The sequence below is a fragment of the Hymenobacter negativus genome, assembly GCF_017571495.1.
GTDB classification, from domain to species: domain Bacteria; phylum Bacteroidota; class Bacteroidia; order Cytophagales; family Hymenobacteraceae; genus Hymenobacter; species Hymenobacter negativus.
In genome coordinates this window covers 59,338-71,655 of record NZ_JAGETZ010000008.1, presented here as the reverse complement: position 1 = coordinate 71,655, position 12,318 = coordinate 59,338, and the positions used below count along the sequence as shown (strand labels likewise).

9 protein-coding genes are annotated in these 12,318 nt (G+C 61.0%); 5 read left to right on the top strand and 4 right to left on the bottom strand.

Features of this window, described 5'->3' with window-relative positions; translation table 11 throughout:
- Window positions 1–219: 219 nt before the first annotated feature.
- The 3 genes from J4E00_RS16895 (at window position 220) to J4E00_RS16885 (ending at window position 4,159) form a co-directional block, all read left to right on the top strand.
- Entirely contained in the window at window positions 220–1,560 is a 1,341-nt protein-coding gene (locus J4E00_RS16895) for a glycosyltransferase family 4 protein (protein WP_208176367.1), read from the top strand.
- Window positions 1,561–1,640: 80 nt separating this feature from the next.
- Window positions 1,641–2,111 (top strand): YdeI/OmpD-associated family protein, encoded by a 471-nt coding sequence (locus J4E00_RS16890; RefSeq protein ID WP_208176366.1) that lies wholly within the window; start codon window positions 1,641–1,643, stop codon window positions 2,109–2,111.
- Window positions 2,112–2,275: 164 nt separating this feature from the next.
- Complete coding sequence (locus J4E00_RS16885) at window positions 2,276–4,159, top strand: alpha-amylase family glycosyl hydrolase (RefSeq protein ID WP_208176365.1); 1,884 nt, start codon at window positions 2,276–2,278, stop codon at window positions 4,157–4,159.
- A gap of 441 nt (window positions 4,160–4,600) precedes the next feature.
- Here the strand turns inward: J4E00_RS16885 and J4E00_RS16880 are convergent, their stop codons facing one another.
- The gene (locus J4E00_RS16880; protein WP_208176364.1) at window positions 4,601–6,175 is read right to left on the bottom strand and encodes a PAS domain-containing sensor histidine kinase; all 1,575 of its coding nucleotides are present in this window, start codon (window positions 6,173–6,175) and stop codon (window positions 4,601–4,603) included.
- 294 nt (window positions 6,176–6,469) lie between these two features.
- Here J4E00_RS16880 and J4E00_RS16875 point away from each other — a divergent pair, with 294 nt between their 5' ends.
- Window positions 6,470–6,940 (top strand): hypothetical protein, encoded by a 471-nt coding sequence (locus J4E00_RS16875; protein WP_208176363.1) that lies wholly within the window; start codon window positions 6,470–6,472, stop codon window positions 6,938–6,940.
- A gap of 96 nt (window positions 6,941–7,036) precedes the next feature.
- Here J4E00_RS16875 and J4E00_RS16870 read toward each other — a convergent pair whose 3' ends face one another.
- Window positions 7,037–7,651: an imm11 family protein gene (locus J4E00_RS16870; RefSeq protein WP_208176362.1), complete on the bottom strand. Its 615-nt coding sequence runs from the start codon at window positions 7,649–7,651 to the stop codon at window positions 7,037–7,039.
- A 120-nt stretch (window positions 7,652–7,771) separates the two neighbouring features.
- A complete protein-coding gene (locus tag J4E00_RS16865; protein WP_208176361.1) occupies window positions 7,772–9,820 on the bottom strand; it encodes an alpha amylase C-terminal domain-containing protein in 2,049 nt (682 codons plus the stop codon).
- A 146-nt stretch (window positions 9,821–9,966) separates the two neighbouring features.
- Between J4E00_RS16865 and ggt the strand changes: the two genes are divergently transcribed.
- Window positions 9,967–11,718 (top strand): gamma-glutamyltransferase, encoded by a 1,752-nt coding sequence (gene ggt / locus J4E00_RS16860; RefSeq protein WP_208176360.1) that lies wholly within the window; start codon window positions 9,967–9,969, stop codon window positions 11,716–11,718.
- A 159-nt stretch (window positions 11,719–11,877) separates the two neighbouring features.
- Here ggt and J4E00_RS16855 read toward each other — a convergent pair whose 3' ends face one another.
- Window positions 11,878–12,249 (bottom strand): hypothetical protein, encoded by a 372-nt coding sequence (locus J4E00_RS16855; RefSeq protein WP_208176359.1) that lies wholly within the window; start codon window positions 12,247–12,249, stop codon window positions 11,878–11,880.
- Window positions 12,250–12,318: the final 69 nt, after the last annotated feature.

Below are 12,318 nucleotides of genomic sequence, written 5' to 3'. Positions count from 1 at the left end.
TAATGCTAAGCAAAAGGCAAAAGCCCTCTAAAAGTGAGTCGAAGAAAGGCCGGCCGGGCCTGCGGCGCGAAGGCTAAGAGCGCAAGTTACTTTTTTCTGCGGCTGACAAAAGGGTTTTTTCGGCAAATGCGGCCCCGCTGCCGTAGCATTGGGGGTTAATTCACGGCCGAGCTCCCCTCCCTGCCGCAGGCCGGCCGAATTCCCTTTCCTGCTTTACCCATGACTCCGCCCGATTTCTCCGTCTTGCTGCTGGCCTGGGACGATGCCGACCCGCAGGTAGCCGTACTCGGCGGCGCGGCCCTGCCTCCTACCCTGCCGCTGGTCTACCAATTGGCCACCCAGCATCCCGTGGTAGCCCTCTACCCCCACCTCCCAGCCACTGAAAACCCGGCCGCAAATCCTTCGGCCCAGCCGGTGCCACCCACTGCCAACCACCTCCAAACCACAACTGCGGCCGAGGCAGCCGCAGCGCCTACCGTCCCCGAAGCAGCTTCCGACGCACTAGCGACCACCGTGGCTGGGCCTGGTGTGCAGCTGCTGCCCACTCCCACCGCAGAAACCGACGCCCGGCACGCCCCCGTACAGGTTTCGCGCATCGTCGGTTTGGCCGAACTGCTGCCGGCGGAGCTTCCATTAGCAGCAGCGGTAACGGAAACGGCACTGCAGGCATCTGTTTCCATCACCGCTGCCCTGGCCGCTCCTGGCCGCAGCCAGTGGCCCACGGGCATCAATGCGCCCGTATTCACCAAGCAGTGGCAGGCCCCCGCCGCGCCTTATCTGGGTGCTGGCTCGGGTGCTTTCTTTCCGCCGCCCCCGCCGGCCCCACCGCGCCTAGCCGCCCCGAAAGCTGCGCAATCGGGCGTTCCAACTTCTGCCCCAGTTGCCCCGCCCCGCCGGCCCACAGCTGCAGAAGCAACCCCAATCACGCCGCTACAGCCTCGCCAACTCCCGTTGGCCGGTGACTTGAACTTCGACCCCGACCCGGAGCTTCCCGCCGTCACCATTCAGCAGCCGGCTCTTTTCGACGAGCCCACAGAGGAAATAGGGGCCGCCGAAGCCAACGACATTTCGGCCCCCGAAGACGACCTAGTACCCGATGCCCCAGCCCCGGTTGAGTCCCAGGCCGCGCCAGAGCCAGCAGCCCTGCCTGCCGCTGCCGCGCCCCAAATGCCGCAGCTAGAAGGGCTGAACTTTCGCATGATTCAGTATGCGCGGCAGGCGGCACAGCTGGTGCAGCACCGCCCGGACTTTGGGGTAATTTATGCACCCAACTGGCCCGCCTGGCTAGCCGCGCTCGAAATCCGGAACAGCTCGCGCCAGCCGTTGGTACTGTACCTCACCAGCCTCGCGGCCGACTTTGCGGGCCCCGCCGAGCGCGGCTGGCTCCCTGAGTTAGAGCGCATGACCCTGCGCCGGGCCACCCTCGTACTAGTGCCCGATGCTACCGTGCAGCGGCGTCTGGTGGCCCTCTATGGCGGGCTGGCGGGCGAAATACGCGTCCTGGCCGCCGATGACGAAGCGGCCGTGCAGCGCATGCTCGGCGAGGTGGCATTGAGGTAGCAGTCGGGGTATTGGCGCGGGGAGTTTAGGTTGGAATTGGCTTCCTTTGTTCGATACAAGCATTTTTTGCCCTCCCTCCTATGCAGCCCGAACACGAATTTGAAGGTATTTTAGAAGCCTCTGGTGAAACCGGCGGGGTGTACGTGGTTGTGCCTTTTTCGGTACCCGAAGTATATGGGACCCGCGGTCGGGTGCCCGTGCAAGCCACCTTCGACGGCTACCCCTACCAGGGTAGCATCGTGCCCATGGGCGACGGCTACCACGCCTTGCTCATCCTCAAGCAAATCCGCAAAGCCATTGATAAAACGGTGGGCGACACCGTGCGCATCACCCTCACGCGCGACACCGCCGAACGCAAGATGGAAGCCCCCGCCGACCTGGCTGCCCTGCTGGCCGAGGCTCCCAAAGCTGCCGCCTACTTCGCCAAGCTAGCCTACACCCACCAGCGCGAGTACGTCCGCTGGCTGGAAGGCTCCAAACGCCCCGAAACCCGCACCCGCCGCCTGGCTGAAATTGTGGAGATGCTGAGCCAGGGCCGTAAGCGCGGGTAGCGGGTTATTATCGGCTATTAAAACGGTCATGTCGAGCGCAGCCGGGATATCCCGCTTGGGGTAGTAACTCATTGCTGCGGCACGCAAGCTGTCCCGGCTGCGCTCGACCTAACGGTCTGAATCATTACGTCACAATCACTGCTGGTTTCCCACCAACCATCCTCATGAAAAAGCACTACTTGCCGCTCCTGGCCTTACTGCTCCCATTCCTGGCTAGCGCCCAAACCGCCGCTATCGACCGCGTGAACCCGACCAACTGGTGGGTCGGCCTGAAAAACCCGAATGTGCAGCTGATTGTCCATGGGCCGGGCGCGGGCACGTTAACTTACACCATCAATTACCCGGGGGTAAAGCTGGTGAAAGCCAGCACCGTCGAGAACCCCAACTACGCCTTTCTGGACCTCACCATTGCTGCTACTGCCAAGCCCGGCCGGGTACAACTGGTAGGCAAAAAAGGCAGCCAGACGGTGACGCAAAGCTGGGAGCTGCGCGCCCGGGACAACTCCCCCAAAGCGCAGGGTGTAACGGCTGCCGACTTTATTTACTGCGCCATGATTGACCGTTTTGCCAACGGTGACCCGGCCAATGACAAGTTTGCTGACATGCGCGACCCTAACCTGGACCGCGCCAATCCATTTATGCGCCACGGCGGCGATTTGGCCGGAGTAGCCGCGCACCTACTCTACCTCAAAGACCTGGGCGTGACGGCCGTGTGGCTAACCCCGGTGACGGAAAACGACCAGCCGCTTACCAACGAGGGCGGCACCATGCGCGCCTCCTACCACGGCTTCGGCTTCACGGACCAGTATCAGATTGACCGGCGCTTCGGCGGCAATGCAGGCTACAAAAGCTACGTGCAGCAGGCCCACGCCGCCGGCCTGAAGGTGGTGCAAGACGCTGTGTACAACCACGTAGGCAATACCCACTGGACGGTGCAGGACCTGCCCATGAAAAACTGGCTGCACCAGTGGCCCTCCTACACCAACACCAGCTACAAATACCAGCCCGTGACCGACCCACACGCCGCGCAGAGCGACCGGCGCGTGACGCTCGACGGTTGGTTTGTGCCGTTCCTGCCCGACCTCAACCAGCAGAACCCCTACGTGGCCAACTACCTGATTGAAAACGCCATCTGGAATGTGGAAAATTTTGGCATCGATGCCTATCGCATCGACACCTATCTGTACAACGACCAACCCTTTATGAACCGCTGCAACGCGGCGCTGCTGGCCGAGTACCCGCACCTGCACATCTTCGGCGAGTCGGCGGTGACCAACGTGGTGGACCAGGCCTACTATACCCGCAGCAAGATTGACTTTCCCTTTAAATCGAACCAGCCCGGCGGACTCGACTTTGTGCTCGAAGGCGCCATGTTGGGCGCCTTGAAGGAAGTGGGCACGCCCGCCACTACCGGTTTCGACGGTGGCCCGCACCGCTTCTACCAGACCCTGGCCCAGGATGTGGTGTACCAGGACCCCACCAAGCTCGTCACTTTCCTCGACAACTTCGACCACGACCGGTACCTGTCCGTCATCGGCGACGACTTCGACCGCTATAAGATGGGCCTGACCTGGCTGCTCACCACCCGGGGCATCCCGAGCATGTACTACGGCACCGAAATTCTGATGAAGAACTTCAAGGACCCCACCGATGCCGAGGTGCGCAAGGACTTCCCCGGCGGCTGGGCGGGCGATAAGGAGAACAAGTTCACTGCCGCTGGCCGTAGCGCAAAAGAAAACGAGGCCTTCGACTATGTGCGTAAGCTGGCCACTTACCGCCGCGAACACAAGGTGCTACACGAGGGAAAGCTCATGCAGTACCTGCCCGAAAATGGCCTCTACGTGTACTTCCGCTACGATGCTGTCGGCACGGTACTGGTGGCTTCGAATACCACCGACAAAGCCGCCACGCTGCCCACCGCCCGGTTTAAGGAGCGCATAAACGGCTTCAGCAAGGCCCGCAACGTGATGACGGGCGAAAGCTTGAGCGACGTTGCAAAGCTCCAGCTGCCAGCCAAAACTGCAGTGGTGTTGGAACTATTGAGATAGCATTTTGACCCTGAAGTGGCGAAGCCACGTCAGCAAAGAAGGCGCGTGTAAGGAGTTCACGAAACTTATCCCGCTACTAAGCATTTCGTAAACTTTGATTGGTGAGCCAGTTTATTAAACCCGCACTATACGGGTGCGGAGGCAATGTTAAACAGCTTCTATCGCAAACACTTAGTTTACTAAAACGAGCGATTCCTTGGCAAGATGCCTCTGCCGTCATCATGTAATGCTTATCAGTTTCTGTCACTAAAGGGAGTAAATCCGCACCTAACGTATGTTCTATTCCCTTGTTAGAATTGATGCGGATTTTAACTGCCAACTGGGGCGCGGGGCTTTTACGGGTTAGGGCCGCACTTTACGTCCCGTTTCCGATGCCCTAACCCGTTGCGGGCTGCGCGCTCGGCTGGCTGGTGGCGGCCCGTCGCGGGGCGGGGCGGCCGCTCACAGGTCGACAACAAAGGTCGTCCCCTCATTTTCCCGGCTTTCCACCCGGATGAGGCCGCCGTGCAGGCGCACGATTTGCTGGGTGATAAACAGACCCAGGCCCGTCGCGGACTCACCAGCCAAGCCCTCGCGGGCGGCCGTGCTGAACTTGTCGAAAAGGTGCGCGTGGTATTCGGCGGGAATACCGATGCCAGTGTCCTGCACCGCGAGACGCAGCCGGCCGGCCGGCTTGTCCAGCCGCACCGTCACCCGGCCCCCGGCCGGCGTAAACTTTAGCGCGTTGCTTACCAGGTTGTCTACCACCCGGCCAAAATTATGCGGGTTGAGGTTCGCCTGTACGGCATGGGAAGGTACCTCCAGCACTAGGGTCACCCCCTTGGCGCGGGCGACAAGTCGGTGGGTGTCCAAGTGCGCATCCAGGTAGGCCGAAAAGTCGAGGGACTGCTTGCGCAACTGCCCCGCGTCCAGTTGGCCGAGGTAGAGCACGTCTTTTAGGATGGCTTCAGCCTGCACGGCAGCTTGCTCGATAATAGCGAGGTACTGGGCCTCTTCGCCGACTTGCTCGCGCCGCAGCAGCTCCACTGATAGCTTTATGTTAGCCAACGAGTTGCGCACGTCGTGGGCGGCCATGTGCAGCGCGGTTTCTTGCGAATCGTAAAGGCGCTTGATCGAGGTGTGCAACTCCATGTGGGCCGTGGTGTCGATTAGGGTCGTGTATCCCATTTCTTGGCCGTGGTCGGAGAGCCGGACGGAGTGGACTTGGCACCAGAGCAACGTCCCGTCCGCACGGATTAGACATGTTTGCAGGGTGAAACAGGGTATTTTGCACGCCCACAATTGTTCTTGCAACTCGCACCAGTCGGCGCGGTAGTGCGGGTGGGCAAAATCGAGGATGCGCCGGCCTTCGACCTGGTCGGCGCGCGTACAACCCAACATAGCCACCAACGCCGGGTTGACCTGGCAGATGGTCAGGTCGGGGGTCACGATTTTGTGGCCCAGCGGCGAATTCTCAAACACCGTGCGGAAGAGCGAGGGGCGTGGGGCGTCACCGCTCTTCTCTCGTTGCTGGTCCCCGGCTTGCCGGCCGGGGACCAGCTGCTGGCTGAGCACTGGCTGGGAGGCCGGGGACAGGGCGGCGGGTTGGTCCTCTCGCAGCAGCCACGCCATGGCTTCGGCTTCGGCCGTGAAAACGCGGGTGTGGTAGGGGTGCGGTGCGGCGAAGGCCTCGGCCACGGCTTCGCCCACTGGGGCGTCGGTGTGCAGCTGCGCCAAGCGGGCCGGTGAGCACAAGACAGCCAGCCGCAGGACCCGGGGCGCCAGTCGGGCGACTGCCCGCGGCAAAAAGTTTTGGGTGAGCCACTGCGTGACGTACAAGTCAATTGGGCCGGCGCGGCGCGAATCGAGCAGCCAATGGGCACTGCCGTACCGGCGGGCCAGGTTCAGAGCGGCGCGGTAGGATTCCTGTAACTCCCGTAGCGAATAGGTCCCGCGCCAGCGCAGGGCTAGGATGTGCTGATGCGGGTGGTATTCCAATGAATATACCGGCGCAACGCCAACGCGTGTAGCTTCCATGGCCCAAAAGTGAAGTATTAAATTATCTGAGTCGAAATGTACAACAAATTACCAATTGTTAAATAAGCAATTGTTCAACAGCTTTTTAACTACAATAAAAACACCCTGCCAAGCGTAAGCATCCTTGTTCGTAGTATCGGTCCAAAGACAACTCTTAAGTGCCTGTTTTCGCGTTTAGTGAAACGGGGGTCTAAATTAACGAGCATTTTCGTTGTAAGGTGACTCTAACGGCAGCATGTAATGTTTGCTGGTTGCTGTCGATAAAGGGTATAAACCAACCCTTTTTTGCATAGCATGGAACGACACGCCGAGCCGATAGGAGTTAAATTGAAAGCGCTTTTGGTCGCCTGGATAACGCTGGTGTTTGGTACGAGTGCGCTCCTCGTCCTCTTCAGCCCACTGCACTTTACGCCATACAGTCCTCAAGTATTGGTCAACTTTTTTCGCACCATTTGGGAAGTTGCCGACGAGGTCGGTCCCGTGGTGAAGCTGACGCTTATCTTGCTTTTCACGCTCTTGGTTGGCACCAGTGAGAAGCTTCTCAAACCCCGCATCGCGAATGCCTACGCCGCGCGTGCGCTGGTAGCCGTCTTGGCGACGGTCACGGTCCTGGGCGCACTGCCAGCAGCGTATTCCCGCGGGTTTGGCATCGGGTTGACGGAAACCCGGTTTGACGAGCGAACTCTCTGGCTCTACCTGCTCGGCGCGGTGTTAAGCGGGGTGGCCTATCAATATTCCCTGCAGAAGCAGCGGGAACAGTTGTAATCTCCTCCCCGCACACATACGCCGTTGTAAACAAAGGTGTTACTGGCTCCAAAAGTGGTGTACCCAAACGGTCCGAATAAAATAACGAGGGTATTGTTAGAAAATGCGGAGGTCTTCAAAATGTAGGCCTTCCAGCCCCTCCTGCTTAGCGGCCTCTTTTACTTCTCGGCTGATGCACAGCCCGCTAGGAATTTGCCAGCTTGTGGAAGGGTAGCCAAATACACTCAGGCCCGCAATTTTTTCCGGGGCAAACACGGGTTTTACGAGCAGGGCCGGTCGGTTGGCCACTGGGTGAAAGACCGACGCGGCTTCGTTCAAGACGTCGGGCTGGTACGTGAAGCGTAACAGGTAGTACGACCGGCCTGGGCCCGTGGCTGGCCGCACCGTGACGCGGACCCACTCTTGGCCTTCCCGTCCGCAGGCGTGCCGGTCGATGAGGGCGCGCAGGCGGGCAGAGACCACCGGCCACGCCAACGTGTTAGGCTGGTAATCCGCCCAGGGGTGCCGCAACCCGCTCAAGTCCTCGGAATCTTCGGGCCCGTGTTTGCTAAACGTGACCTGTTTCAGCACTAAGTCGAATGGCAAGGCGTCGAGGGTCAGCACCTCGGCCGGCACCGGGTCCAGTAGGGCATAGGACGGAGGCAACTGCGACGGGAAAAAGGCCACGGCCACATGTCGGCTGTCCTTAGGGGACAAGAAGTAGTGCGTCATCGCTGATACAAGGCCATTGAGCCCGCAAGGTGGGCGCAAAAGCATGAAAACGTGCGTCCAGTCTCAGTTCACCTAAACGGTAGGCTAACCAAATTCCCCGCCATCTCAATCGTTCGAGGGCTACGCCCGCGCCAGCACCAGCGCCACCCGGCTTGGCACGTACAGACTTAGCTGATGCTCGTATGTCTCGTACTCGTAACCCTCATCGGGCCGGTCGAAGCCGCCAAAGCGAGCGTTATCGGACGACAGCACCACGCGGTATTTGCCTTCCTCGGTCACCCAGAAGCGGTAGTCGGTGAGGCTGCGCTCAACGTGCAGGTTCACAATGAAGACCAAGTCGCCGCGCTCGAAGGCCAGCACCTGGTTTTCCTCATCGTGCCTGAGCAAGTTGGCAGGGCCGGCAGCCAGCAAGTGTCGGGCTTTGGCCAGGTGAATCATGGCCTTATCAAAAGTGCCCATTTGGTGGAATTTCAGGTCGGGATTGTCACCCAGGCTCCACTGGCGGCGGGCGAAATGGTAGCTCCAGCCGTTGCCCTCACGGGGGAAATCGACCCATTCGGGGTGGCCGAATTCGTTGCCGATGAAGTTGAGGTAGCCCTCGCCACCAGCCGCCAGCGTGAGGAGTCGAATGATTTTGTGCAGCGCCAGTGCCCGCGCCGCACCGGGGTCGCCGTCCACGTTGTGCATGTGGGTGTAGATGGCCGCATCGAATAACCAATGAGCCAGGGTTTTGTCTCCTACCAGGGCCTGGTCGTGGCTTTCGGCGTAGGCAATGGTTTTCTCGCCGGCCCGGCGGTTGGTAAGGGTGTGCCAGAGGTCGCCAAGGCGCCAGTTTTCATCGGGCGTGTGCTTCAGCAGCTTAATCCAATAATCCGGAATGCCCATGGCCAGGCGGTAGTCGAACCCCACACCGCCCTCCTTGATAGGCCGGCACAGGCCGGGCAGGCCGCTCATGTCCTCGGCCACCAGCATGCTGCCTTTCCTGAACTCATGCGCCAGCGTGGTGGCCAGCTGCAAATACAGAATGGCGTCCTCATCGGCGCTGAGGCCGAAGTAGTTGTCGTAGCCCACAAAGGCCACGCCCTCGCCGTGGTGGTGGTAGAGCATGCTCGTCACGCCATCGAAGCGGAAGCCGTCGAAGTGAAATTCTTCGAGCCAGTAGCGCACGTTGCTGAGCAGGAACTGCTGCACCTCGGGCCGGCCGTAATCGAAGAGCTTGCTGTCCCAGCCGGGGTGGTTGCCACGCTCGCCTTTGTGGAAATACTGGTTGCCGGAACCGTCAAAATCGGCCAAACCTTCTGCTTCGTTTTTCACGGCGTGCGAGTGCACGATATCCAGCAGCACCGCAATGCCGCGCCGATGGGCTTCGTTGATGAGAAACTTCAGGTCTTCGGGCGTGCCGAAGCGGGAGCTGGCGGCAAACAGATTGGCCACGTGGTAACCAAAGGACCCATAATAAGGATGCTCCTGTACGGCCATTAGCTGGATGGTATTGTAGCCATCAGCTTCAATGCGCGGCAGGATGTTTTCGGCAAATTCGCGGTAGCTGCCCACGCGGCCTTCCTCGGTGGCCATGCCCACGTGCGTCTCATAAATTAGCGGCTCCTGCACGGCAGTGGCTGTTTTGAATTGCTGGTCGGTCCAGGCGAAGGGCTGCTCCGGCCGCCAGATTTGGCCCGCGAAGTCCTTGGTGTGCTCGTCCTGCACGGCGCGGCGCAGAGTGGCGGGCAGGCGGTCCTTGCCCTGGCCATTGGCTACCACGTGCACCTTGAAGCGGCTGCCGTGGGTGAGGCGCTGGTCGTAGTCCGCATCGGGCAAAAATGCTTCCCAGACCCCGAATTCCAGCTTTTGAAGCGGGTTGGCTCCACGGTCCCAGCCGTTGAAGTCGCCGACCAGGTACAAGGCCTCGGCGGCGGGGGCCCACTCGCGGTACACCCAGCCACCGCGGCCGGCGTCGTGGTTCAGGCCCAGCTGCTGGTGCGCGGTGGCGTAATTCAGCAAAGAGCCGTGGTACTGCTTGATTTCGGCCAGCCGGGCTTGCAGGCGCTCCTGGCGCTGGCGTAGCACGGGCTCGTAGGGAGCCAGCCAGCCATCGTTCTTTACGAGGGCCAGCGGAGCAGGACGGCGGGGTTTGACAGCGGCGGGCGTGGTGGGTTTTGACTTAGCCATGAGTGCGGGAGGTTTGGGCCAAATGTAGTGCGTTGAAATTGCCGGTACAGTGCCTTGGGCAGCTTAGCGGCTATTTCTTTCAGCATTAACGGCTATTTGAGCCCAACGGTAGTAATCCCGCTAATCATAGCGTTATTTTGCCCGCTATGAAACAACGCTTACTTGCTGTTCCCCTGGCATTACTGTTGGCTTGCTCGGCCGAGCGACCGGTCACTTCCACTTCCAAGGCTTTTGAGGGGTCATTGGGCACGCCGATACCCAAGGCCGCCGCCCCCCGCCTGGCTAACTATGCCATGGTCGTGTCGGCCCATCCCGAGGCATCTAAAATCGGCACGCTCATTTTGCAGCGCGGCGGCAATGCCTACGATGCGGCTGTGGCCGTGCAGTTTGCCTTGGCCGTGGCCCTACCCGCCGCCGGCAACATTGGCGGGGGTGGTTTCCTGCTCTACCGCGACCGCAACGGTTCGGCCGGTTCGCTCGATTTCCGCGAAACTGCACCGGGCAAGGCTTCGCGCGATATGTACCTGGACAAGCAAGGCAACGTGGTGGCGGGCCTGAGCACCGCCGGCTCGCTGGCCGTGGGCACGCCCGGCACGGTGGCCGGCATGGCCGCGCTACACAAGCAATTGGGCAAGCTTTCGTGGCCCGCGCTGGTGCAGCCGGCGGTGGCCCTCGCCACGCAGGGCTTTCCCCTCACTGCCAAGGAAGCCGCTGGCCTTAATAGAGCCCGGACCGATTTCCAGAAATACAACCCCGGGAGCACGCCAGCCTACCTGCGCCCCGGAGGCGGCGACTGGCAACCCGGCGACACCCTGCGCCTGCCCGAGCTGGCCCGCACGCTGGCTCGTGTGCGCGACCAGGGCCGCGCCGGCTTCTACAAGGGTGAAACCGCCCGCCTGCTGCTCGCCGAAATGAAACGCAGCCGGGGCCTCGTCAGCCAAACCGACCTCGACAACTACAAGGCCAAGTGGCGCGAGCCGCTGCGTGGCCGCTACCGCGACTACGACGTGATTACGATGCCGCCGCCCAGCTCCGGCGGCGTAGCCCTGCTCCAGATGCTGCAGATGCTGGAGCCCGTGGACCTGGCCCAGGCCGGCTACCACACGCCCCTGGCCGTGCACTACATCACCGAAGCAGAGCGCCGGGCCTACGCCGACCGCGCCACCTACCTCGGCGACCCAGATTTTGGCCATGTGCCTACCCAGAAGCTGCTCGATGTAGACTACAACCGCCAGCGGGCCGGCTCTATGCGCCCGAAGGGCCGGGCCACGGCCAGCGCCACACTAGCCGCCGGAGCTAAGCTGCCGGGCTACGAAAGCAGCGAAACCACGCATTTCAGCATCATCGATGCCTTCGGCAACGCGGTGAGCTGCACCACCACACTCAACGGTGGCTACGGCAGCAAGGTGGTGGTGCCCGGGGCCGGCTTCCTGCTGAATAATGAGATGGACGATTTCAGCGCGAAAGCCGGAGTGCCGAACTCCTATGGCCTGACCGGCGGCGTGGCCAATGCCATTGCTCCCGGCAAGCGCATGCTCAGCAGCATGACCCCCACCATTCTCACCCACAACGGCAAAGTGGCCCTCGTGACGGGCACGCCGGGCGGCAGCACCATCATCACCAGCGTGTTGCAAAGCATCATCGGCATCGTGGACTATGGCCTGAACGCCCAGCAAGTAGTGACGGCCCCACGCCTGCACCACCAGTGGTTGCCCGACCAGCTTGATGTGGAAGCCGGGGCGTTGTTGCCCGCCGCGCAGGACACGCTCCGCGCCCGTGGTTACCACCCTACCCCACAGTTGCCTTGGGGCAGGCTGGATATCATCCATGTACTGCCCGACGGCAAGTTAGAAGGCGGAGCCGACCCTCGCGGCGACGATACCGCCCTGGGGTATTAGAAGGTAGACCAAATCAAAAAACGTCATGCCGAGCACAGCCGAGGCATCTTGCGTAGAGTCGTAACCCCAATTGAAAGGATTACTATTCCACGCAAGATGCCTCGGCTGCGCTCGGCATGACGTTCTTATTGCTCTGTCAATTGAGCAAACGGCAGCTGCTTAGTGCTGCGCGGGCACCGTGCGGGCAATCATGCGCAGGTTGCCCGCAGCGGTGATGAGCTTCTGGCTCAGTTCGCGGGCTTTGTCGCCCTCGCCGCTGAAGTTATGGGTAGCCAGAGCCGCTTTCGCCGTCAGCTCGCCGATGTTCTGGAAGGCCACGGCCATACCGGCTGCATTGTTGTTATTGATGTGGCCGCGCAGGGTTTCCAGCTCCGTTACGATGGGACGAGTAGTGGGCTGGTCGATGCTGCGTAGGTGCTGAATCCAGTTTTCGAGGTGGTCCTGGCCCTTGCCGGGGTCAACATTGAAACCGGCATTAACGGTATCGAACAGCAAGCGAATGCTGGATTCTGCTTCAGAAAAAAAGCTCATGTAGCGAAAAGTAAAGTGGGATATTGAACGTTCCGGGCCAGACGCACGCGACAGTCTGCGCCGTTCGGC

Coding starts and splice junctions, on each gene's coding strand:
- J4E00_RS16895 (WP_208176367.1), top strand. CDS start 220: ATGACTCCGCCCGATTTCTCCGTCTTGCTGCTGGCCTGGGACGATGCC.
- J4E00_RS16890 (WP_208176366.1), top strand. CDS start 1,641: ATGCAGCCCGAACACGAATTTGAAGGTATTTTAGAAGCCTCTGGTGAA.
- J4E00_RS16885 (WP_208176365.1), top strand. CDS start 2,276: ATGAAAAAGCACTACTTGCCGCTCCTGGCCTTACTGCTCCCATTCCTG.
- J4E00_RS16880 (WP_208176364.1), bottom strand. CDS start 6,175: ATGGAAGCTACACGCGTTGGCGTTGCGCCGGTATATTCATTGGAATAC.
- J4E00_RS16875 (WP_208176363.1), top strand. CDS start 6,470: ATGGAACGACACGCCGAGCCGATAGGAGTTAAATTGAAAGCGCTTTTG.
- J4E00_RS16870 (WP_208176362.1), bottom strand. CDS start 7,651: ATGACGCACTACTTCTTGTCCCCTAAGGACAGCCGACATGTGGCCGTG.
- J4E00_RS16865 (WP_208176361.1), bottom strand. CDS start 9,820: ATGGCTAAGTCAAAACCCACCACGCCCGCCGCTGTCAAACCCCGCCGT.
- ggt (WP_208176360.1), top strand. CDS start 9,967: ATGAAACAACGCTTACTTGCTGTTCCCCTGGCATTACTGTTGGCTTGC.
- J4E00_RS16855 (WP_208176359.1), bottom strand. CDS start 12,249: ATGAGCTTTTTTTCTGAAGCAGAATCCAGCATTCGCTTGCTGTTCGAT.